Origin of the sequence: Shewanella youngdeokensis, from assembly GCF_033180165.1 — a bacterium.
Lineage (GTDB): Bacteria > Pseudomonadota > Gammaproteobacteria > Enterobacterales > Shewanellaceae > Shewanella > Shewanella youngdeokensis.
Window position 1 is genome coordinate 3,217,538 of the sequence record NZ_CP136522.1, and the last position, 21,632, is coordinate 3,239,169.

22 protein-coding genes are annotated in these 21,632 nt (G+C 42.8%); 11 read left to right on the forward strand and 11 right to left on the reverse strand.

Annotated features, from left to right (window positions below):
* The first annotated feature begins 25 nt into the window (after nucleotides 1-25).
* From RGE70_RS13755 to RGE70_RS13785, 7 genes are all read left to right on the forward strand, one after another.
* A complete protein-coding gene (locus RGE70_RS13755; protein WP_310472008.1) occupies nucleotides 26-808 on the forward strand; it encodes a RelA/SpoT domain-containing protein in 783 nt (260 codons plus the stop codon).
* Nucleotides 809-925: 117 nt separating this feature from the next.
* The gene (locus RGE70_RS13760) at nucleotides 926-1,327 is read left to right on the forward strand and encodes an SMI1/KNR4 family protein (protein WP_310472009.1); all 402 of its coding nucleotides are present in this window, start codon (nucleotides 926-928) and stop codon (nucleotides 1,325-1,327) included.
* Between the two features lie 35 nt (nucleotides 1,328-1,362).
* Complete coding sequence (locus RGE70_RS13765; protein WP_310472010.1) at nucleotides 1,363-1,863, forward strand: DUF4447 family protein; 501 nt, start codon at nucleotides 1,363-1,365, stop codon at nucleotides 1,861-1,863.
* Nucleotides 1,864-2,142: 279 nt separating this feature from the next.
* A complete protein-coding gene (locus RGE70_RS13770) occupies nucleotides 2,143-3,312 on the forward strand; it encodes a serine hydrolase domain-containing protein (protein WP_310472011.1) in 1,170 nt (389 codons plus the stop codon).
* Nucleotides 3,313-3,389: 77 nt separating this feature from the next.
* A complete protein-coding gene (locus RGE70_RS13775; protein WP_310472012.1) occupies nucleotides 3,390-3,866 on the forward strand; it encodes a YehS family protein in 477 nt (158 codons plus the stop codon).
* 246 nt (nucleotides 3,867-4,112) lie between these two features.
* Nucleotides 4,113-5,801, forward strand: coding sequence for an NAD-dependent malic enzyme (locus RGE70_RS13780; RefSeq protein ID WP_310472013.1), 1,689 nt, complete (start codon nucleotides 4,113-4,115; stop codon nucleotides 5,799-5,801).
* Between the two features lie 295 nt (nucleotides 5,802-6,096).
* The gene (locus RGE70_RS13785) at nucleotides 6,097-6,921 is read left to right on the forward strand and encodes a hypothetical protein (RefSeq protein WP_310472014.1); all 825 of its coding nucleotides are present in this window, start codon (nucleotides 6,097-6,099) and stop codon (nucleotides 6,919-6,921) included.
* A gap of 273 nt (nucleotides 6,922-7,194) precedes the next feature.
* Here RGE70_RS13785 and RGE70_RS13790 read toward each other — a convergent pair whose 3' ends face one another.
* From RGE70_RS13790 to RGE70_RS13835, 10 genes are all read right to left on the reverse strand, one after another.
* A complete protein-coding gene (locus RGE70_RS13790) occupies nucleotides 7,195-7,491 on the reverse strand; it encodes a hypothetical protein (RefSeq protein ID WP_310472015.1) in 297 nt (98 codons plus the stop codon).
* Between the two features lie 155 nt (nucleotides 7,492-7,646).
* On the reverse strand, nucleotides 7,647-7,976 hold the full coding sequence (locus RGE70_RS13795; protein WP_310472016.1) for a hypothetical protein: 330 nt from the start codon (nucleotides 7,974-7,976) through the stop codon (nucleotides 7,647-7,649).
* A 143-nt stretch (nucleotides 7,977-8,119) separates the two neighbouring features.
* Nucleotides 8,120-8,497, reverse strand: coding sequence for a hypothetical protein (locus tag RGE70_RS13800; protein ID WP_310472017.1), 378 nt, complete (start codon nucleotides 8,495-8,497; stop codon nucleotides 8,120-8,122).
* 35 nt (nucleotides 8,498-8,532) lie between these two features.
* A complete protein-coding gene (locus RGE70_RS13805) occupies nucleotides 8,533-8,811 on the reverse strand; it encodes a hypothetical protein (protein WP_310472018.1) in 279 nt (92 codons plus the stop codon).
* A gap of 380 nt (nucleotides 8,812-9,191) precedes the next feature.
* On the reverse strand, nucleotides 9,192-10,388 hold the full coding sequence (locus RGE70_RS13810) for a tetratricopeptide repeat protein (protein WP_310472019.1): 1,197 nt from the start codon (nucleotides 10,386-10,388) through the stop codon (nucleotides 9,192-9,194).
* Nucleotides 10,385-11,044: an energy transducer TonB gene (locus RGE70_RS13815; protein ID WP_310472020.1), complete on the reverse strand. Its 660-nt coding sequence runs from the start codon at nucleotides 11,042-11,044 to the stop codon at nucleotides 10,385-10,387. The genes RGE70_RS13810 and RGE70_RS13815 overlap by 4 nt, the downstream gene beginning before the upstream one ends.
* Nucleotides 11,044-11,448, reverse strand: a complete 405-nt coding sequence (locus RGE70_RS13820; RefSeq protein WP_310472021.1) for an ExbD/TolR family protein — start codon at nucleotides 11,446-11,448, stop codon at nucleotides 11,044-11,046. The genes RGE70_RS13815 and RGE70_RS13820 overlap by 1 nt, the downstream gene beginning before the upstream one ends.
* 57 nt (nucleotides 11,449-11,505) lie before the next feature.
* Entirely contained in the window at nucleotides 11,506-12,072 is a 567-nt protein-coding gene (locus RGE70_RS13825; protein WP_310472022.1) for a MotA/TolQ/ExbB proton channel family protein, read from the reverse strand.
* Complete coding sequence (locus tag RGE70_RS13830) at nucleotides 12,072-13,460, reverse strand: MotA/TolQ/ExbB proton channel family protein (protein WP_310472023.1); 1,389 nt, start codon at nucleotides 13,458-13,460, stop codon at nucleotides 12,072-12,074. Before RGE70_RS13830 ends, RGE70_RS13825 begins: the two co-directional genes overlap by 1 nt.
* On the reverse strand, nucleotides 13,460-14,275 hold the full coding sequence (locus RGE70_RS13835) for a DUF3450 domain-containing protein (RefSeq protein WP_310472024.1): 816 nt from the start codon (nucleotides 14,273-14,275) through the stop codon (nucleotides 13,460-13,462). The genes RGE70_RS13830 and RGE70_RS13835 overlap by 1 nt, the downstream gene beginning before the upstream one ends.
* 285 nt (nucleotides 14,276-14,560) lie before the next feature.
* On the opposite strand from RGE70_RS13835, the gene RGE70_RS13840 reads away from it, so the two are divergent.
* Together RGE70_RS13840 and RGE70_RS13845 are read left to right on the forward strand one after the other, a co-directional pair.
* Nucleotides 14,561-15,484 (forward strand): LysR family transcriptional regulator, encoded by a 924-nt coding sequence (locus tag RGE70_RS13840; protein WP_310472025.1) that lies wholly within the window; start codon nucleotides 14,561-14,563, stop codon nucleotides 15,482-15,484.
* Nucleotides 15,485-15,623: 139 nt separating this feature from the next.
* Nucleotides 15,624-17,600, forward strand: coding sequence for a TonB-dependent receptor domain-containing protein (locus RGE70_RS13845; RefSeq protein WP_310472026.1), 1,977 nt, complete (start codon nucleotides 15,624-15,626; stop codon nucleotides 17,598-17,600).
* A gap of 182 nt (nucleotides 17,601-17,782) precedes the next feature.
* Here the strand turns inward: RGE70_RS13845 and RGE70_RS13850 are convergent, their stop codons facing one another.
* Nucleotides 17,783-18,712, reverse strand: a complete 930-nt coding sequence (locus RGE70_RS13850; RefSeq protein ID WP_310472027.1) for a LysR family transcriptional regulator — start codon at nucleotides 18,710-18,712, stop codon at nucleotides 17,783-17,785.
* A gap of 255 nt (nucleotides 18,713-18,967) precedes the next feature.
* Between RGE70_RS13850 and RGE70_RS13855 the strand changes: the two genes are divergently transcribed.
* Nucleotides 18,968-20,944 (forward strand): alkyl sulfatase dimerization domain-containing protein, encoded by a 1,977-nt coding sequence (locus tag RGE70_RS13855; RefSeq protein ID WP_310472028.1) that lies wholly within the window; start codon nucleotides 18,968-18,970, stop codon nucleotides 20,942-20,944.
* Between the two features lie 152 nt (nucleotides 20,945-21,096).
* Nucleotides 21,097-21,588 (forward strand): hypothetical protein, encoded by a 492-nt coding sequence (locus tag RGE70_RS13860; RefSeq protein WP_310472029.1) that lies wholly within the window; start codon nucleotides 21,097-21,099, stop codon nucleotides 21,586-21,588.
* Nucleotides 21,589-21,632: the final 44 nt, after the last annotated feature.

Genomic DNA, 21,632 nt, shown 5'->3' on the forward strand with positions numbered 1-21,632 from the left:
GTTTCAGCCAACAATAAGGACTGCTATGAACCGGTTATTGCGAACATTTTTCATATTCTTATTACTGCTTTCTACTCGCTCTGCGATTGCCCAAACCACTCCGGTTGAGCAAGACACCAATAAACCCAGTCGCAGCTATAGCACTAAAGTTTCTTTATCAAATGACCTTAACGGCTTAACCGCAATCGAGTCGATGACCTACCAACAAGCTAAACAAGTCAGCGGCAACCTAGAACAGCTATATACGCTAGCTCCCGACGCACAACAAGAGCTTAAAGCTCTACTTAACGGCATCACCAATACCACACAAACCACAGCTATACTCGCAGACATCAAAAGCAGAGAAAGAGCACAAGCAAAAGTGCAAGCTAAGTTTGGCAACGACGCCAGCCAACTGACAGATATAGTCAGAGCCAGTATTGTCAGTAAAGACATTTATAATCTGATGCAAGCCTACACCCAGCTAAAATCAAACAGCCAAATTGTGCAGATTAAAAACAGATTTGCCGAGCCCAAAGCGTCAGGTTATCGCGACCTCAACCTATTAGTAAGGCTACCTCAATCGCAAATGATTGCTGAAGTCCAACTGCACCTAGACGATATAGCCGAGATAAAAAGCGGCGACGAACATTTGGTATATGAAAAAGTACAGCAAATACAGCAAACAGCGCATCTGCAACAACGCGGTTTAAACCCTGTAGAAACCACCGAAATTTTGCAATTACGCCAACAATCACACAAGCAATACCACAAGGCATGGCTCAAATATAAGCGCCTTGACCAAGCAAGCTTACTTAGCGCTGCGTAAAACCCACTTGGGGAGCACGGTTAACGCGGGGCTCCCCAATATTCTTTGCATCCCTTTTTGTACCGCACTCGATAAAAGTCTATACTCCCGCCCAATAGTCTTAACACGCGAAAATTTATGAACGATATCATTGTGCAACTCCAAGAAATGAGCGAGACAGTTCCAATTCCATTAGAACTGGCAACCTTTGAGCAAATTGTTGAAGTAGAAGAAGAAATTTTAATGCCACTGCCTTTGGCATTGAAAGAATACTTGCTAGAAGCCAGTGATCTTATTGTTGGTAGCTTAGAGCCTGTGACAGCAAGCGACCCATACTCGCACACTTTTTTATCAGAAGTTACCGCGTACGCTTGGTCAATTGGTTTACCGCGTGAGTTTGTACCAATTTGCCAGCAAGGCGATAGTTTCTTTTTCATCACCCAAGAAGGCGAAGTCAAGTTATGGCAAGACGGTGAAATCCATGAAGACAGTTGGGAAACCTTCTGGGAATGGGCTGAAAACGTGTGGATGAAAAGCTAGCGGCAAGCGCAATGAAATTTAATTAAGGAAAAAACATGTCTAAAGATCTTGGCCTAAATGCCATTGAAATGCAGTACCTTCGTCATTCATTGGCGTTAACCACTGCACAAGTTGCCGAAATAGGTAAAGTCACCGAAGCCGATGTTATCGCTTGGGAAGCAGGCGAAAAGCCAGCACATATGCCTGTACAAAAAAAACTGATTGAAATCGATGAAGCTATCGAAATGCAGGTACTTAATACCTGTGACGGTATTGAAGAGCTATTTACTAAAGAGCCAAAGCGTACTTTAAGCTTTGTGGTTTACCCAACTCAAGCGCTCTATGCACAATATAACCCAGAATTTTTGGGCACATTGCCGTTAGCAGAACTGTATAACACGTCAGCTTGGAGGATCAAAAAAGAGTGTAAATTGATGCTTGAAGTTAACGTGGTATTGGTGCCACTCAACTTTGAATCTTACAAAGCGTTCCGCGACAAAGAAGGCTTAAAAGAAAGCCCTGCTAACCGCGCTAAATGGGCTGCAGCCCAGCTATAAGTTAGCGATGACAGACAAGTCGATGCCGTAACAAAAAGCACCTCTTTGGTGCTTTTTTTGTGCCAACGTAGAACGATAAAACAGCAAAGGCATCAAAGCCGGCCTCAGCCATAAATGCTCAGCCCCGATACTCTTACCAGCTTTATGTTTAATAACAGTGTGCTAGCGCAAAATAATACATGCATAATTTGATATTAACAAAGCCCTAATTTAATATAGCCTGATTCTATTAAGACGTTATTTGTCGACTCAACACATTTAATCACCGAGACTCCAGCAATGCACTCCATTATAAAAACAACACTGAGCATTGCACTCATCACGCTTTGCTTATGGGCGCTCAACAAAGCGAGCGCCAATAGAATGGCCAGTAGCGACATAGCCAAACAACTGCCGACCATTATCACCCAAGATGAGCGCCCTTTTAACGGCATTATCATGGTAAAACGTAACAACCAGCCACTGTTTACTTATATTTCTGGCGAGCAGGTCAACCAGCAATCACAATTTGTTATTGCATCACTTTCAAAACAAGTGATCGCCGCATTAGTACTTCAAGCGGCCGATGCCGGCAAAGTTAAATTAACGCAATCGATCAACCATTACCTTGGCACATATCAAACCGATATCCCCAACAGCGTCACGGTATCGCAACTGTTGAGCCATACATCAGGGTTAATTAGCCCTAATAAAGCGCCAGTGTTTACCCCCGGTACACGCTTTAAATATTCAAACTATGGTTACACCCTATTGGGGCAACTGCTAGAGCAGGTGAACCAAAAGCCGCTAGCAGCGCAAATTAATGCACTAAATATTAACGCTGACTTAGGCGGCCTAAATGCACGTTTAGGTAAAACTTCAGCCATAAAAATCAGTCAGCCGTCATTAATACTTGGCCAAACTGAAACGCGAGTTAAAAGCCCCACAAATTCGCAATCACACCATGCTAGCCCTGGTGAATTGACATCGCACTACACCGATTCTGATGTTGAAATCACCGCCGATTTGCTCGCTCCAGGTGGCATCGTTGCCTCAGCCGATGCATATAGCCGCTTTCAACATGCACTATTTACTGGCCAGCTAATCAGTGACAAAAACCTGCAACAAATGACAACGCCCCACATTACTCGCGAACATCGCTGGGGGACCGTTGGCTATGGTTATGGCACTCAAATCAGTCAACAAGATGGTATTACAGAATACAGCCACAGTGGTTACCTACCCGGTTATGTCAGCTTGGCGCTGTATTACCCGCAATCAAAGGTTAACGTGGTTATTTTAGAAAACACCTCTTGGGACCTACAACATCCTCAACGTACCTTTGGCTTGCACGACAAGATCCGCAATAGTATTTACAGTAAAGTCATAGCATTAGACAACCGCCCCGTTGCCAAACTTTACCAAAGCGGTAAAAGCGCGATTAGCGATGCATTTACAGCAACAGAGTAAATGGCGACCGATTCTGCTATACTTCGCCGTGATGATTCCGCAGCCGCGCAGTCAAATAGAACAAAGAAAACACATATATGATTAATAACGATATTTTACGTAAAGTCCGCTACATTCTTGATTTAAGCAATGCAAAAATGGTTCGTGTTTTTGCCAAAGCTAAACATGAAGTCACGCAAGAGCAAATGATCAACATGCTGAAAAAAGAGTCGGAAGAAGGCTACCAGCCTTGTAACGACAAAATCATGTGTACATTTCTCGACGGTTTGGTCATTTACAAGCGTGGACTAAAGCCTGGCGCCGAAGTGCCAGAGCCATTGTCGCAGCTGACCAACAACCTTATCTTCAAAAAGCTTAGAATTGCTTTTGAATTACGTGAAGACGATATTATTGAAGCACTAACCCTAGCCGAATTTAATATGTCTAAATCGGAATTGGGCGCACTATTCAGAAAACCTGGCCATAAACATTACAAACCTTGTGGCGACCAAGTTTTACGCAACTTTTTAATGGGTTTATCCCTTAAGTACCGCCCAAAAAAAACTGAAGCATAATTGTCAGTTTAAGATTAAAGCACAGCATTTGCTGTGCTTTTTTATGCCTGCTTCCTGCACAACCCTCCCCTGCAGTGACTTTAAAAACCCACTTTATCGACCAACAAACCTAACAAAGATCACACTTTGTGTTAATATTTATTGGCGATAGCATTTGCTGTAAGTCTCTGAACAGACCAGTGATTTATATAAAGTGGTATTACAATCATTGCCCACAGTATTCACAACACAGAGAAAAGGTTTCTAATGGACGATCATAAACGCCCGCTTTATCTTCCTTTTGCCGGTCCTGCCCTTCTTGAAGCTCCTTTGATTAACAAAGGCAGCGCTTTCACCGACGAAGAACGTATCTCTTTTAACCTTGAAGGATTACTACCACAGGTGATTGAAACGATCGAAGAGCAAGCATCGCGTGCTTATGATCAGTATAAAAATTTCACCAATGACTTAGACAAGCATATCTTTCTTAGAAACATACAAGATACCAATGAAACGCTATTTTACCGCTTAGTGGAAAACCACATTAGCGAGATGATGCCTATCATTTACACCCCAACCGTCGGCATGGCATGTGAGCGTTTCTCAAAAGAATACCGCCGTAACCGTGGGCTGTTTATCTCGTACCCAAATAAAGACCGTATCGACGATATTTTAAATAACTCGACTCGCCATAAAGTCAAAATCATTGTGGTAACTGACGGCGAGCGCATTTTGGGTCTAGGTGATCAAGGTATTGGCGGCATGGGGATCCCCATAGGTAAATTGTCGCTCTACACCAGTTGTGGTGGTATTAGTCCGGCTTATGCCCTGCCTATCACACTTGATGTAGGTACCGACAATCCGCACCTACTAGAAGACCCAATGTACATGGGATGGCGTAACCCACGCATTGGCGGTGATGAATACGCTGAATTTGTAGAAGCCTTCATGCAAGCCGTTCACCTACGCTGGCCAGATGCATTAATCCAATTTGAAGATTTTGCCCAAAAAAATGCCATGCCATTATTAGAGCGCTACAAAGACCAATACTGCTGCTTTAATGATGACATTCAAGGTACTGCAGCAGTAACCGTAGGTTCACTACTGGCCGCTTGTAAAGCCGCTAACACACAGCTTTGCCAACAACGTATTGCCTTTTTAGGCGCCGGGTCAGCTGGCTGTGGGATTGCCGAGGCAATAGTGGCGCAAATGGTAGCCGAAGGCATTAGCGAAACCCAAGCCCGCCAACAAGTATTTATGGTTGACCGTTGGGGAATGCTGCAATCGAACATGCCAAACCTACTGCCATTTCAGCAAAAGTTGGCACAACAATGCAGTGACATAGAAAACTGGAGCAATGTTGGCGACAACATTTCGTTGCTAGATGTGGTCAATAACGGTAAACCAACCGTGTTAATTGGTGTATCAGGTGCGCCAGGCTTATTTACAGAAGCCATAGTAAAAGCAATGCATAGCCATTGTCAGCGCCCCATTATCTTTCCGTTATCAAACCCTACAAGCCGAGTTGAGGCAACGCCAAAAGATATTTTACACTGGACTCACGGGCAAGCATTGGTCGCCACAGGTAGCCCGTTTGAGCCCGTTGTCGTTGACGGAACAACCTATGAAATCGCCCAATGTAATAACAGCTATATTTTTCCGGGTATCGGCCTTGGCGTGTTAGCGGTAAAAGCGGCCCGCGTGAGTGACGCAATGCTGATGGCATCAAGCCGAGCGTTAGCAGAGTGCTCGCCATTAGCCATCAACGGCGAAGGCTCGCTACTGCCAAAACTAGAAGAGATCCACAAAGTGAGTAAACATATCGCCTTTGCGGTAGCTAAACAGGCCATTGCTGATGGTCATGCTTTACCCACTAGCGATACCTTATTAGCTCAAGCTATAGACAATAACTTCTGGACGCCAGAGTATCGCAGTTATAAGCGAACCTCATTCTAATCAATACGCTATTGGCTAGCATCACGGCTAAACCCAAAAAGCTGTCAACATGATTGACAGCTTTTTTGATTTTAACGTTGCTCATTAGGCTTGCTTTATGGCGTAGCATTTGTGGCACCAACAATACTTGTCAAACAAGGTTAATCACAGTTTTTTTACCGAGCCAGTTTTATCTGTACGTTAAACTGATATGGACATAATATGTGGCTTCTATAATTATAGTATCCACCTATATAATACTTATAAATTATAGGCTTAACAGTATATTTTTACACCGCAAAGGTTTTAATTAAACGTGACTAAAGAACAAAAAATCAAAGCAGCATTAAACGAATATAGATCTAAGGTTTATCAAGAACTACAGAACATAACAGGCAGTAGCGCAGGTAAAGAGACAGGGCTGTTATTTATTCATGCATCACAAAGAATCTACAAAGTACCTTTTAACTGGCTGAACGAGCTCATGAATAACAAGGTTGAGGCAAAAGTAACTGCTAAATTTTTGTTGGTGCTTTTTTCATTGGCTGTCACCACAAATCGCGAACAGGGATCGTTGTTTAAAAAGAAAGTCTGGAGCCTATGCTCGAAATGGGACTATTACATCAACTATAACCATCTAGAGATGCTTCTAGTGCAATCCATTCTTACTCGCTCACTGAAAGAAGGCAAACTAGTTGGCGTAGACGACTTAGCGATATGCCAGGGGTTCTTTACGCAAAAACTGATAGACCCTTCTCAATTATCAAAAACCATGATTAGCATGGCGAAATGCTTTACGTCTGTTCAGCTGCCAAAACATGAATCAGCTTCATTTAATGTGTTTCAAACGTATTTAATTAGCGAAATGTCTAAAATCATGTCTGCACAATTTGAAGGTCCAACTGACTTATGGTTGCTGATTGAAGCGGAATTTATTGCAAAATTTTCCCAAAAGACAAGAACCAATTGGTGGGAAAAGTCGGGTACAGCAGCGCTCGTCAGGCAAACGGTAGGTTCAGGGGGTGACGACCACCCTGAATGGCGGCTATACGCCGACGCTGGTATGCAGGCTGCACACGATTTTTATAATCAAATTGACATAACTGACGCATATACAAACGTCGCATTGAGATCGACATAACTATTTAATGCTGCGTTACAAATAACCGACAGGGTGTTCAACTAATTAAGGGTGTAAGTACGAAATTCATCAGAGGCGCAAGCAAGAGCTTGTTAAGCCCGTATATATGTCAGCACTATCGCTTTTAAAGCGAAAAATATTAAGCCAGCCATTGTTGCCGCGTTCAACTTGCAAGTGCCACACTAGATGCTCCACATAACGCCCGCTAAGAGGCGCAAAATGCTTGGTTATAATTAGCCAACCAAGCAGTAAGACATCATTTTAAACAGCTTGTTAGGTAACCTTTGCTCTGTTTGTGCAGAACCTAGTTAAAAGCCCACTGAACATAAAAGCTAAGACAATACTAACAACTTGAAATGGAATTAAAAATAGCCCACCTGCCAAAGTAGCTTGCAACAAATAACCATCTAAAATACCTGAAACAATAAATATCGACATGAAAGCAGTGTTAGAAATCAACACAATTAATGCTTTTGGGTTTGGAAATTTGCGTTTAAAAAGCATTCCTATGTTCAGGATAAACATTAATGGAGTAATGAAAATGAAAACGCCTAAAATCTCAGTGCCCACTTTGGTTACCTAACTCCCGCTTAAGTAGCTGACAACGCTACTAATACACTCAAATTTACCACCAAAATCACTGAAGCTAAATCGAGTTAAAAATGCCAAGCGTTGACAGTCTGCTTAAATTGCTTGTTATGTTCGTAGCCTATTATTGTAAGACACTATGCGAAAAATATTTTAGGCATGGCCGCTCTAAACCCCAACTTTACTTCACTGCAACATAAGCCAAACTCCCAGATTGAATCGCTTATCTGAGTTGAATCAAACCTAATAATATCCCAAGGAAGATTGAGATCTGAAACCACACCTATTTCACCACTATCACCTTCGAAATAGATGATATTCACACTTTTAAAAACTGCTACAGCTTCGTTTTGAAGATTATCCCAAGGAGCTACTATTAACTTAAGCTCATTTTCTGAGACGGATAGAGCCTTCAGGGCGTGCGTACCCAGAGAGCGAAAGAGGATCTCAGATATCTTTTTACTCATATTTACCTCCAAGAACATAACGCCCAATTAAGTAGCAGACAACACTACCAATACACTCAAACCTACCACCTAAATCACTTAAGCTAAACCGAGCTGAAAATGCCAAGCGTTGACAGTCTGCTTAAATTGCTTGTTAGGTATATTTAGCCTGCCTTATCGATAAATTTGTAGCATACAGAGCTACAAAGCCAAGAAATTAAGACAGGCAGTGGCAACATAGCTAAAAAGTACTCTATATTAAATTGCGCAATAAAATGACTAGTTCCTATTAACAGCCCCAATATAGCAAGGTGTTTAAATGAAAATTTTTTATTATTTAAAGACTGCTTTGTTACGAAAGAAGAAATGATAAACCCACCTCCGCCTAGCAAGCCCCAAACTAAAGCATGTATTGAAAATACGGGAAAAAGACTAAAGTACCCTAAGTGAGCGGCATAATTGTCAAAGGTATTAATGCCTACCCAATAAATAAGGAAAGGAGGAATAGAAGACATAATAAAAATTAAGAAAAACTGTTTCAATCTACTCTCCATAGCCAGTTTGTATACCTAACGCCTTACTCAATGCTGCTGACAACAGTTGTATTGAAGTTTTCAAAACCAGTCATTTCAAACTCTAAAACCCAGTTTGTTTCAAATGTGACTGGTAATTTGCCATTTTCACATTCACCAAAAGTAATTTTGGTTACATCAACTGGGTTGTGAGCGGCAAAAAAATACACTGAACCATCAATATAACCATCTTCAGGGTTAACAGGGAATGTGAACGTTTTACCAGCGAGCGCACTTATATCAGCTGGTATATTTATGGAATCAAGTCGTATACAGGTTTCCACACTTTCAGCATAATCATCAATGGCTAGATCAAATGGCTCAATAGCACAAAAACACTAAGCCAGCCATTGTTAATCAATAACATAACGACCTTAAAAACAAACTGCAATGCATGAGTGACCTTTCGTTTGATACAAAGCAATATTTGGCATGCTACTAGTGGATTTTTAGCTAAAGCAGCGCTTTATCAGGCAAAAATGACGAGTTTTAGCCGTGTGCAGTTAACTCAGTACTGTGACTTAATTTAACGAAAATGGCTCAGCTGCGCACCATGTCATTAACGGCCGCAGCTGCACTGCAGCTACGAACATGAGTAAATAAAGTGATATAAAAATAGCCACACTGAGCAGTGTGGCTATTTAAACTGATACGGCAATCGCCGTTAAATCTGTTGTCCCAAACGTTTTTCGCGTTGTTCTAAATATGCGAGCCATTGCTTGGCTTGTTCGTTGGGCTGCATTTCAAAGGCCTGTTTTGCAGCCTCTTTGGCATTCGTAAAGTCAGCGAGGTGATAATGCGCTTCAACACGAGCCAGCATATAACCTTGGCTTGGCTGCGGAATGCTAGACACCACGGCTAACGCTTGGCGATACATTTTTTGCTGAAGCAATACCTGTACATATTGCTTTTTGTATTGGTCATCTTGCTCGCTGGTTACGCGCCATGCATCAATGGCCAAATCCCACTGCCGCGCTTGGGTCCAATAACGCGCTTCAGTCATCCAGTCTTGTGTTTGTTTGTCGGTAATGGCGTCATGATAAATTTTTGCTGCCAGTTCTGGCGCTTTTTGACTTGCATATAGCTTAGCCATCGTACGATATTCTGGCTGAGTAAGCTTAAAACCTGCACGCTGATACTGCTTAATATTGGCTAAGGCGTTGCCATATTGTTTTTGCTGCAGGTACAAACCTGTTTGCTGCTGCCACCAGCGTGCTTTTGCGGGCTCTAGCTGTTTTAATGATGAAACCGTGGTAATTGCGCCCGCCCACTTAGACAGTGATAACTGAGCGCCTAAGCGTAATGTGAGTTGCGGCGCTTGTAATGCTGGCTGGTAAGTTTGGTATTGGTCAACGGCTTGTAGCACTGGCTGCCAGTGCTCGGCTTGGTAGTTTGCTTGTGCCACACGCATCCATAACTCGCTAAGCAATGAGTTACGTTTCCCGTCGCCGTCAACACCTTGCGGTATATGGTCTATCAGGTATTGATAGTGCAAAATGGCATTATCATATTTGCCGTTCACTAATAAAATATCTGCCAACATACGGCGGGTTTTGGCTTGTAGATCAGCGGGTAAAACATCGCTGCTGACAGCATTGGTCAGTGCTTGTTGGGCTAGCTCTGGTTTTTCTGTTTGCCAGTATAAAATGCCTAGCATCCGGTCGATATATGCACGGTCATATTTTCGATGCGGGTTAAGTGCGTTGAGTAATTCAATGGCGCCAGTCGCGTCACCTTCTTGCTCCAGCCAAAAAGCCTTATTTATCGACTTATCAACATGGGCACTTAATTCTGCTGCGATGCTTGAGCAGCTCAGTAGTAAACATGCGGTATAACAAAGTGTTCTAATTAAATTCATCATTTCTGTAATTTAAACTCCAGTCTTACGCTTTGCCCTAACTGCGCGGTGGCGTTACCATTAACGATTTTTGGCTGATATTTCCAACGTTTTAGTGCCCGTATTGCTTCTCGGTCAAAGAGTTGACTTGGGTTGGCATCGAGCACTTTAATGTCTTGCGGGTTACCTTTTTTATCTATCACAAAGCCCAATAGCACGTAGCCTTCTAGTTTGCGCTTTAGGGCTCGGGCTGGATACCTTGGCTCCACTCGGTGCAATGGCATAACCTGTTGGTTGTCGCCAATTGAGGGCGAAGCTAGGCTTGAGCTCAAATCTGTTTGCTGCGACGTAATGGGGATATTTAAGCTAAGCCCCGCTACGGCTAAATCTATATTAATTTCAGGTACGTCTGGCATGTCGGCAGCAATACTTTCTGACTGCTGCGCACTGGCCTGCGATTGTGGCGTTGGCGCCATTAATTGTTTTTCAGGTGGTTCGGGTAGCTTACGTTGCCGGCGCTGTAATTGAGCATCGGGTTCAATCTGTATTACATCAAAACGTAATACTGAGTCGGGATCGGGCATCGGGCCTTTGCCCGGTTCGACCAACCATGCAATAAAACCAAAAATCACCACGGTAAAAATCAGTGCTGACGGCGTTAACAACAGTAAACGGCGCATTAGTTAGACTCGGTGGCTAAGGCTATGTTGTTAATTCCAGCACCTTTTGCGCCATCCATTACCCCAACTACTGTGCCGTTGTAGGCAAATCTATCAGCTTGAATAACTAACGTTGCATCAGGTTGCTCTATCATTAAATGCTCTAACGTGGCTTGCACGCGCTCAACATCTACTAGGCGTTTGTCGATATACACTTCGTTGTTGTTGGTGATGGCAATAAAGATGCCGGCATCTTTTTGACTAGTGGCATTCGATGCTGCCGGACGGTTAACCTCTACCCCTGATTCGCGTACAAATGAGCTGGTCACAATAAAAAATATCAGCATGATAAATACAATATCCAACATGGATGTCATATCAATTTGTGCCTCTTCTTGATTACGCTTTCGTTGTCCTAATCTCATATGCTTTGTTTTCTATGTTGGCGGTTATATTTATCGAGACGTCTGATTCAATACGGTTTAAGCCGTCACTGTGGCTGATGTTCTCATGAGTCGTTCTAGGTGAACCAAACGTTTTTCACTCACGCTGTTGAGGCGTGAAAACACAAACATACCGATAAGAGCGGCAACCATGCCGGCCATGGTCGGTAAGGTGGCCATTGATATACCAGAGGCCATCAACCTTGGCTCGGCGCTGCCTTGCAGTGAAATAACGTCAAATACCGAGATCATGCCCGTTACAGTGCCTAGCAGTCCGAGCATTGGAAACAACATCACAATCAATTTAAGCATCGGTAAGTGGCATTTTAACTTTTGCTCTGCTTCATCTAACCAGCGCGTACGTTGGGCTTGTGCATACCAGGACACTTTATCGGTGCGTTGCAGCCATTGCTGCACCCACACTTGTTGTTCTTGTTGGAAAGTAACTGCAAAGTACCAAATGCGCTCTAGGGCTAATACCCAAAACACAGCGACTAATCCGGCTAACCACCACAGCACTGGGCCACCGCGATACATAAAGGCTTTAATCGCCGCTAATGGGCCATAATCTGACAAGATTAAGGCCAAATCAGCCAAGGCTTCCATTACGCAGCCTCGTTCAATTGACGCTGTAGCTGCGACTGTTCAGCGCGTTCAGCAACCAAACCAACACCTTGTTTTTCAATAATGTTTCTTATTGATTCAACTTGCGTATTCAATACATTACTCACTAGCAGTAATGGCATTGCTGCGATAAGGCCTAATACTGTGGTGATCAATGCCATTGAGATCCCACCGGCCATCACGCGAGGGTCAGCGTTACCAAATTGGGTAATGGTTTGGAATGTTTCGATCATGCCGGTAACGGTACCAAGTAGACCTAACATTGGCGCTAAGGCAGCAAAGAGTTTAACCAGTGATAGGCCACGCTCTAAACTTTGCTGCTCGTCCATTACCGCTTCGAGAACCCGCAGTTCAAACGCCTCGGTGTTTGGCGTGTTGTCGGCTTGGTAAATTGATAAAATTCGGCCTAATGGATTTTTATCGCAGGGCTTATCAACGCATTTTAGCTGTTGGTTAACGCGGCGTTTCATTGTAAATAGGTGCAAACCTTGTACTAGGCCAATCAGTAGTCCTATCACCATTAACCCCAAGATCACTCGCCCAACAATGCCGCCATTGTCGAGTCGCTGTGACAACGTTGGAGCTTGCGCTAATTGGTCGAGTAAGTTTCCGCGAGTAACGTCAAGTTCGAGTAAGGCGTTGTCTGCCACTAGAGTGCCGTTAGGCTTTAGCTCAGGCTGCACACCATAAGCCATTGCGCTTGAACGCGATGCGTCCCATGACAAAAATCCGGCTTCATTAGCTAGACTTATAGCCCCCATGCGTAACACTTGTTGCTCTACCGTTTCACCGCTTCTTTTGGTCACGGCAACGTTCATAACTTGTTGCTGGCCGCTTACCTGTATTTGCTGTTGAAACGCTTGCCATAATCCATAAAGTTGTGGTTTTGACGGTAACGTTTTAGCGGCAACGATGTTGTCGACCATTGCGATATTAGCCTCGGCGCCAATACTGGCCACTGAAACCGTTTGCTCCAGCAGTAGCTCTTTGGCCGACAGCCTTACTACGCCAAATAACTCACCTAAACTGCCTGTAGCTAAATGCAGGGCTTTCTCTTTATCTGCGAGTCGTTCTTCATTAAGTTGAAAGGTTTCTGCTAATGCGGCGGTTTGCTGCTCTAGTTGGGCAATTTGCTGGCTCAAGTTAGTAAAGTCAGCTCTTAAGCTCGCTTCTGTGTGCTCAAATTGCTGCAAACGTTGTTGATTATGTTGCTGCTCTTGCTGCTGGGCGTTATTGGTGATCGATAACAATTTTTCGGGTGTTGCAACCTCTGCAGGTTCGGCCGTCACAGTATGAGTATTGAGTAACAATCCCATCATCAACACTAATGGGGCTAACAAAGTCGGTTTTTTTACAGTATTGATATACATTATTCTGCTCCCTCGGTAACTGCGAGCGACACAGGTAAGGTCAATAAATGGGGGGCGGCTTGCTTATTTGCCACATCAAAAGCTTTATCAATATGCAGTCCTAAACTGGTATCAAGCGGTTGCCAATTTTTATTGCTACTACTCCATGACCAGTAGTTTTTACGGTCGGCACTACGTGCCACAAGCGCGGTGCGGCCTAAGTACAGTTGTTCGGTTTGTAACGACTGCCCTGCTATTGTGATAAGTGCTTTGTAACTGCCTAACTTATAACCGTATTCGAGCTCAATTTGGTAAGCTTCTAAAATGCGGCGATACTTTTCGGCATCACTGATATCGGCTCGAGGCATCATTGCGGTAAGCTTGTTGATGCGGGCATTTCTGGCATCTATACGAATGGGTTTATCTGCAGCGATGTGCTGCTCTAACCATTCCAGCATAGAGTACATTAGCGGTACGATGCTTTTCTTGGTTTCAACGATCTCTTCGAGTTGAACATCAAAACTATTAATTTCATCGTTTTGGCTTTGGATCATCGAATCAAGGTGCGCTTTATACACTTGTAACTCTTTTAGCTCTGCCCGTAGGGAGTTGTTTTCAGCCTCTAGTTGCACTGCATTCATATGACTTTTGGCCACGGCTTGCTGAGTGGTAGCGGCTTGCTGGGTAATGGTTTTTTCTAGGCTGTTAGATTGCTCAAGCGCCCCCGGATTGGCCATTACCGCGCTAGAGATGGTTAATGCCACAACTGTGACTGCACTTTTAAGTTTCGACGCGTAACAGTTTTTATCAGTGCTACGGTAATGGTGTGAAGTCATCCTCAGGGTCTCTATCTTATCAGTCAAAGCGTTAATTAATGTCTAATGTCCTAATTGAACCAAAGTATGATAATCTAGAAACCCGACCTCCGCAATGATAATCATTCTCATTAATAAATACTAATAAAGAATTACCTAATAAGTGATATTAATAATGATTATCAAAGCGACTCGTATTGGGCTTTTAATGAGCAATCGGTCGCATGAGCCCATAAACTGCTCAACAATCTTGTTTAACACCCTTGGTATATAAGTGATGTACCCATTTTTTATGAGCCAATTGACATGAATCTGCATCAGATAGATCTAAACTTATTAATTACACTTAAACACTTACTAGAAGAAAAACACGTTTCTAATACCGCATTGCAATTGAGCATTAGCCAGCCGACCGTTAGTCGGTCGTTAAATCGGCTCCGTAAACTGTTTAATGATCTATTGTTAGTCAAAACCGCCAACGGTTACGAGCTTACCCCAAAAGCGCAATCGATAAAGTTGGAACTCAACACGGTATTAAGTAGCTTAGAGGATCTGATTAAAGGTAAAGATTTTGACCCAGCCACCAGCAATAACACAGTTCGCTTATTTGGTCTGTCGCCCCAAATGGAGTTTATTGCGCCACTGTTACTTAAACATGTGCGTGAGCACGCACCCAACATGATAATTGAGCTAGATACGATACCGCAGCCACACTTTGCGGCGCTGCATGCGGGTGACTGCCACTTTGTTCTCTCATGTCACACGCCACAAGTGATTGATCAAAACCTACACAGTATGACGTTATTACAACGCGATTATTGTTTAGTAATGAGCAGTAACCACCCACTGGCACACCAACCGTTAACAATGGACAACTTGCGCCAATGTCAATTTGGGCAAATTTCACTGCAAGGTGATAAACAGTTATCGCTGGAGCCAAATTTTCAAGCGCAAGATGGTAGCCACTTTAGTGTTGCCACTCCCGTAAGACTAACCAATTTTTCTTGTGCGGCAGGCATTGCCGAGGCCACCGATATTATTTTCCACCTACCAAAGCGTTATGCCGAATCAATTTGTGTACAGCGTGAATTAGTGATGCGGCAAGTCCCAAAGCCATTGATCCACGACAATACCGAGCTAAAACTATATTGGCACAAACGTTTTCATAATGACCCCATGTGTAGCTGGATCCGTAACGCCTTGAAAACGCTTACTCAAAACACTAAATAAGCATCACGGATTATACAAAAGTTAAATAATAACAATGCAATATGCGAATGACGAATAACGTTGTGATTTCGGTAAGTTATGGTCTAATGCGAATCATTATCAATACTGATTGTATTTAAGCTGTAATCAAGGAAGTCGTATGTCAACCAAACCTTTATTCACCCCAACTCCTCTAGCCGTATTAATTTGCGCGGCTTGTGCATTTCCAGTTGCCGCCAATGCTGCTGATAAAGCAACCGACGACGCTGAAGTGGTACAAGTTTGGGGTACAGCTATCAGCTCTTCATCAATACTGACAAGTGACATCGAGCTTAAACAAGCTGACCATTTGAGTGATTTATTACGTGACCAACCTGGCGTTGATATTGGTGGTACTCACTCAATGAACCAAGGGATTAACATCCGTGGTATTAGTGAACTCGATTTAAATATCACCATTGATGGTGCTAGCCAAACCAACAACGTGTTCCACCATGTTGGTAACTTACTGATTAACCCTGATATATTACAAGCGGTTGATATTCAAGTAGGTAATAACTCTGTTTTAAATGGCGGCTTAGGTGGTGGTATTGCCTTTGAAACTAAAGACGCTAAAGATTTATTGAAAAAAGATGAAAAGTTTGGTGCTCGTTTATCAGCAGGCTTTGCGTCTAATGACAGCTACAGCTACTCAGGTACAGCTTACTCGCAACTAACAGACACCATTGATGTACTTGCTTATTACAGCGGTATTGAGCGTAATAACCCTGAAGATGGTGCTGGTGTTGAAGCAGTTGGACAAGAAGGTAGCACCGAAAACTACATGGTTAAATTTGGCTGGGATGCAAACCAAGCAAACCGCTTAGAATTAAGCTATGACTACTACGAAGATGCAGGTGATTACACCCTTAAGTCTAACCTTGGTAATGATTTTGATCATTCTAATTATATCAGACCAATTGAATACACCCGTGAAACTCTCACCTTAAATCATGAGCTTGCTCTAGGAATTACTGATGTTCATACCTCGTTGTACCGCAACGAGATGAACTATAAAAATACCAACTCAGACACAAATGAGGTCTCTGAGGGTAATACTATTGTCTACGGCTTGAAAGCTGTGGCTGAAACATCTTATGAATTAGCTGGCATGTACAATACCGCTCGTTATGGTGTTGAGGGCAAGCAAGAAGAAGCGCAAAAATTAGTTAATGGCCAGGTGTCTGACGACCCTAATGGCAACGATGGAACTGAAAGCGCTGACTCTTTTGCGCTATACGCAGAAAATGAAATAGAGCTTATTAATGGCTTATTCGTCACCCCTGGTGTGCGTTACAACCATTACAAAATTGACATAATGGCGTCAGATGATACCTTCACCGACACTATTTTCGCACTTGCAACCAAGTACGAATTAACTGATAAGTGGACTGTTCGAGCTAGCGCAACTGAGTTGTTTAAAGGCCCAGGGCTTACCGGTTCATACCTAACCTCAGGTTCAACTTACAACCCAGACTTGAAAGCTGAAACCGGCATCAACTACGAAGCAGCTGTGGCATACCAAGCTCAGCAAGTAATGGGGCTTGACCAACTTGGGTTCTCATTTACTGTATTTGAAACCCATATTGATGACTACATCAACGATACTATGACTGGTAAAGTATCAACTTACAGCAACGAAGGTGACGTAGAGCTTGTTGGTTATGAGTCAGAGTTTAATTTACGCCGTGGTAACTTAAGTGCTCGCCTTAGCTACTCTCACTCAGATTCAGAGTTTACCAAACTTAACGACAACAGCAGCTTTGCACTAGGTCAAGCTATTGACGACGAAGTAGGCGACAGCATTGCTTTCAACCTTGGTTATGACATTGCCGATTTAGGTTTGAATATGAGCTGGACCAGCCAATTGGTGTTCGACTTAGATAAAGATGTTGAAGCAGACTCTGCAAAAGAGGGTTACAACGTACATGATGTTAGCCTTCGCTGGGTACCGACTAGCGTGCAAGAGTTAACCATTACAGCATCTGTTGAAAATATATTTGACGAACATTACAGTTCACATGCATCTCACGACTTTGGTGTTAGCGATTATGAACCTGGTCGTAACTACAAGCTAACAGCGTCTTACAAATTCTAAAGCCGCTTAAGTAATAAAAGCGAGCTCTACCATGTAGAGCTCGCTTTTTTTGTTTATACGCTGCACTGTTTTAAAATTGAATACCATCCTTGCTACTTGAGCCTTTTGATATCACAAAAGGAGTACTACAAAAGTAAAGCAATAACACTCGCAATGACTTTAAATACGCGCCTCAAACACGCCTAAAATTGGTTCCCTTGCATCTGCTTCACAATACTCTTAGATGCCTCAATCAGCTCCTCACGAAACCATTGATGACTTGGGTCGTGATTAAATTGCTTTGACCAGATCAGGTAATTGGACACCTTTTTATATTCAAATGGAGGCTTAAAAAATTGCAACCGCAGCGAGTCTTTAAATTGTAGTGCCATTGAAAGCGGCACCACAGTAATAAAGTCTGATTGGCTACACAGCACTAAGTTATTAAACAAAGAGCGGCCATGGTAGGCAATTTTACGTTTGCTAACGTCAATGGCAGTGTAGTGGCCTAGGCTACGCATTTTGTCTCGAGTTCGCTCAAGCACAGCATGGGTTTCATCCATATATTGAGCTTCTGTCAACTCACCTTGAATTCTCGGGTGACCTTGACGACAGGCAATAACAAAATCCCCTTCAAATAACCTAACCGACTCAATACTGCGTTGTTGCGGTTCAAAAATATCAACCATTACGTCAAATTTTTTTGTTAATAAAGCATCGTACACTTTGCCGTCATCATCAGGCTGATCGAAAATTTCCAAACTTATGTTTTTGTTGGCTTTATTTTCAAATCTATTCAAAAATAACCACTGCAAATTCTCCGGTGCAGTCATCACAAATTGCCGTTTTGACACTTCAGGGTCAAACTCTCTTAAGGTATGAAACACCTGACTGAGTTGATGCACCGGTGACTGAACTTGTGAAAAAAGGCTCGAAGCATAAGCAGTTGGCACCACACCACGGCCACTACGAACAAACAGTTCTTGGCCAACTTCAGCTTTTAAACGCGTTAACGCGGTACTAATTGTCGATTGGTTGGTATTTAACAGCTCAGCTGCTTTACTCAGGCTCCCCTGCTCCATTACCGCTGAAAAAACGGCCAACAAATTTAAATTAGGGATCTCATTACTCATTATTGGGTCTCTTTTTGCACTTTAATGCGGTAGCCATGCAAGGCTCAACGCTGGACATGTTACCACGCTCAAAGCCTGTAAATTAGCCTATTTCTCGATTAAAACATCGTAAATGCAACCACTGAAACCGCACCACATATCGTAATTACGATATAACGAATTCGATTTATCTTGTCGATCCAATAATAGCGGTTCTCTATTATAATAACCAAGAAATGAATCTACTGTTTAGACACTCAACTAAAGGTCGTCAACATGGCTCGTATATTTAATAAAATGGCTCTTCCAATTGCAATTGCTGGTGTGTTGTTTGCATCAGGTAGCGCACTTGCTACTCCAGTGACACAAGCAACATCAACTGTTGGTCAATCACTGCAAACTAGCTCAGCAGCTCAATACCAAAATATTGATCTTAATGCACGCTACACCAGCGAAGTATTATTTGAAAACGAATCAAACCTCTTTTGGGGTAAAGGCGACCGTATTAAAGTGTTGTCTAAAACAGGTGAATCTTTAGCTTACACTGCTGAATCTGACCACGTACATCCAACACTGACTAAGCATGGTCGTAAGATGGACCAAGCAGTCCTTCAAGTAGACGACAACGTTTACCTTGGTTACGGTTTCGGTCTTGATACGCCGGTAATGATTGAAGGTGATGACGGGATCATTATTGTTGATCCGGGTGAGTCTGTACAAATGGCTGAATCTGTTAAACAACAGTTCCGCAAAATTACTGACAAACCAGTAAAAGCTATCATCTACTCACACAACCACATTGACCATATCTCAGGTGTGCGTGCATGGGCAACTGATGAGCAAGTTGAATCAGGTGAGATTAAAATCATCGCCCAAGAAGGTCTTACAGCTGCTGTAGCTAACTGGTCTTCAAACCTTGGTACACTATTTGGCCACCGTACTTCTTACACTGGTGCTAAGCACGTAGAAGAAGGTGAACACGGTACTGTAAACGATGGTTTAGGCCCACGCTTTATGCAAGGTGATATCTCGTTTATTGAACCTAATGTACTCATTGAGTCACACGGCACTCTAGATATTACGATTTCTGGCGTACGTATGCAGATTGTAAACGTGCCTTCAGAAACCAAAGATGAAGTGGTTGTTTACCTACCAGAGCAAAAAATCTTACATGCGGCTGAAGTATTACAGGGTGAAAACTTCCCTAACTTACACAGTATCCGTGGTACTAAATTCCGTGACCCATCAATGTGGTTCAAAGGTATTGATACCATGCGTAAGTTCGATACTGAAATCATGATCAACTCGCACGGTCGCCCGGTAGAAGGTAAAGCAGCTGTCGCTAACGTGTTAACTGCTTATCGCGATGCGATTCAGTACACCCATGACCAAACAATCCGTTTCATGAACAAAGGCATGACACCTGATGAGTTGGTTGAAGTTGTTAAACTACCTAGCCATTTAGCCGAGCACCCTTGGTTAGGTGAGCACTACGGTACTGTTGCACATGCTGTACGCCAAATTTATGTGGGTTACAACGGTTTCTTCGAAGGTGATCCATGGCAGTTAGAGCCTATGGCATACGAACAACGTGCTAAAGCATTTGTTGAAATCATGGGCGGTCGTGACAACATTTTAACCACAGCTAAAGCAGCGATTAAAGCTGAAAACTTTACCTTTGCAGCTGAAATTTTGTCTTACCCAATCACGCTGAACAAAAATGACACCGAAGCGCGCCAGCTTAAAGCTCAAGCTTATAAAGCATGGTCTGCAGATCAAGTGAACATTAACTGGCGTAACTGGGGCTTAAATGCTGCAGCAGAGCTTGAAGGCAAACGTGATTTTTCTAACATGATTAGCTTTGCATCAGTTGACGTATTAACTGCGTTACCAACCAAGCAAATCTTAGATATGATGACGGCAACATTGATTGCTGAAAACACACTAGATGTACAAATGGCGTTAACGTACAACTTTGCTGATACTAACGAATCTTTCACTGTTGAAATTCGTAACGGTATTGCTCAGTTACACGAAACAGCGGTAAAAGGTGCTGATGTACAAATTAACACTAGCCGCGCTGTACTTAACCAAATCCTAATGGCGGGTCCAAACGCACAGCAAGTGATTGGTAACAACCTGCAATCTGGTGACTTTAGCTTTGCTAATGGCAGCATCAAAGAGTTTGGTCAGTTTATGGGTTACTTCGATAAAGCAATGGCACCAAAAGACATCATGCTTATCGTGCGCTAATAAATTGGTCCATTAATCGCTGATTAATACCAGAGCGTAAATATTAAAAGGGACCTTGATGGTCCCTTTTTAATTCAATAACCCTGAAAATTACCATCACTATACAACCCATTTTAGTAAGCCCACTAATACAACACTTTTAGGCTGACATCATGAAATTACATCGACTATTGCTTTTGCTTACCCTGGTTTCATCACACAGCTTTGGCTGCGGTATTCACCAAGACACTGGCTTTAGCTTTGTGACTGAGCCCGGCTCGTTAGACATTTTTAATAAGGTAGTTGAACAGAGACGCTCTAATATGTTGGGTAACGCACATATGACCGAGCAAGCCCAGTTAACAACCTTTACCCGCGCACTCAGTGAGCCTTATGACAGCAAAATTGCCTTTACGATTTTTGAAGCAACTAAAGGCCATTACCGTAAAGTGAGTATTAGCGAGCAAATACAGATAACCGAGCTGCATACAGCAACCGATGAAAATACATTAATGTTAGTGACAGACTTAGACGTAATGGCCGCTTTAGCCACAAATGTACTGAGCTGGGAGCAAGCTAAAAAGAGTGGTTTAGTGCAAATAAATGGTGAGCCAGAAGCAAAAAAAGCATTAGCGTTATGGTTTAGCACCGTATTTAGTGCCTAGCAATAAAATCAATTTTTTCTTTGTTTTACCACTTAATTTTAAGC

Excerpts from the sequence above, each read along its gene's own strand:
- RGE70_RS13765 (WP_310472010.1), top strand. The coding sequence starts at position 1,363 with ATGTCTAAAGATCTTGGCCTAAATGCCATTGAAATGCAGTACCTTCGT.
- RGE70_RS13780 (WP_310472013.1), top strand. The coding sequence starts at position 4,113 with ATGGACGATCATAAACGCCCGCTTTATCTTCCTTTTGCCGGTCCTGCC.
- RGE70_RS13835 (WP_310472024.1), bottom strand. The coding sequence starts at position 14,275 with ATGACTTCACACCATTACCGTAGCACTGATAAAAACTGTTACGCGTCG.
- RGE70_RS13830 (WP_310472023.1), bottom strand. The coding sequence starts at position 13,460 with ATGTATATCAATACTGTAAAAAAACCGACTTTGTTAGCCCCATTAGTG.
- RGE70_RS13825 (WP_310472022.1), bottom strand. The coding sequence starts at position 12,072 with ATGGAAGCCTTGGCTGATTTGGCCTTAATCTTGTCAGATTATGGCCCA.
- RGE70_RS13755 (WP_310472008.1), top strand. The coding sequence starts at position 26 with ATGAACCGGTTATTGCGAACATTTTTCATATTCTTATTACTGCTTTCT.
- RGE70_RS13820 (WP_310472021.1), bottom strand. The coding sequence starts at position 11,448 with ATGAGATTAGGACAACGAAAGCGTAATCAAGAAGAGGCACAAATTGAT.
- RGE70_RS13815 (WP_310472020.1), bottom strand. The coding sequence starts at position 11,044 with ATGCGCCGTTTACTGTTGTTAACGCCGTCAGCACTGATTTTTACCGTG.
- RGE70_RS13845 (WP_310472026.1), top strand. The coding sequence starts at position 15,624 with ATGTCAACCAAACCTTTATTCACCCCAACTCCTCTAGCCGTATTAATT.
- RGE70_RS13840 (WP_310472025.1), top strand. The coding sequence starts at position 14,561 with ATGAATCTGCATCAGATAGATCTAAACTTATTAATTACACTTAAACAC.
- RGE70_RS13810 (WP_310472019.1), bottom strand. The coding sequence starts at position 10,388 with ATGATGAATTTAATTAGAACACTTTGTTATACCGCATGTTTACTACTG.
- RGE70_RS13770 (WP_310472011.1), top strand. The coding sequence starts at position 2,143 with ATGCACTCCATTATAAAAACAACACTGAGCATTGCACTCATCACGCTT.
- RGE70_RS13795 (WP_310472016.1), bottom strand. The coding sequence starts at position 7,976 with ATGAGTAAAAAGATATCTGAGATCCTCTTTCGCTCTCTGGGTACGCAC.
- RGE70_RS13775 (WP_310472012.1), top strand. The coding sequence starts at position 3,390 with ATGATTAATAACGATATTTTACGTAAAGTCCGCTACATTCTTGATTTA.
- RGE70_RS13850 (WP_310472027.1), bottom strand. The coding sequence starts at position 18,712 with ATGAGTAATGAGATCCCTAATTTAAATTTGTTGGCCGTTTTTTCAGCG.
- RGE70_RS13855 (WP_310472028.1), top strand. The coding sequence starts at position 18,968 with ATGGCTCGTATATTTAATAAAATGGCTCTTCCAATTGCAATTGCTGGT.
- RGE70_RS13860 (WP_310472029.1), top strand. The coding sequence starts at position 21,097 with ATGAAATTACATCGACTATTGCTTTTGCTTACCCTGGTTTCATCACAC.
- RGE70_RS13760 (WP_310472009.1), top strand. The coding sequence starts at position 926 with ATGAACGATATCATTGTGCAACTCCAAGAAATGAGCGAGACAGTTCCA.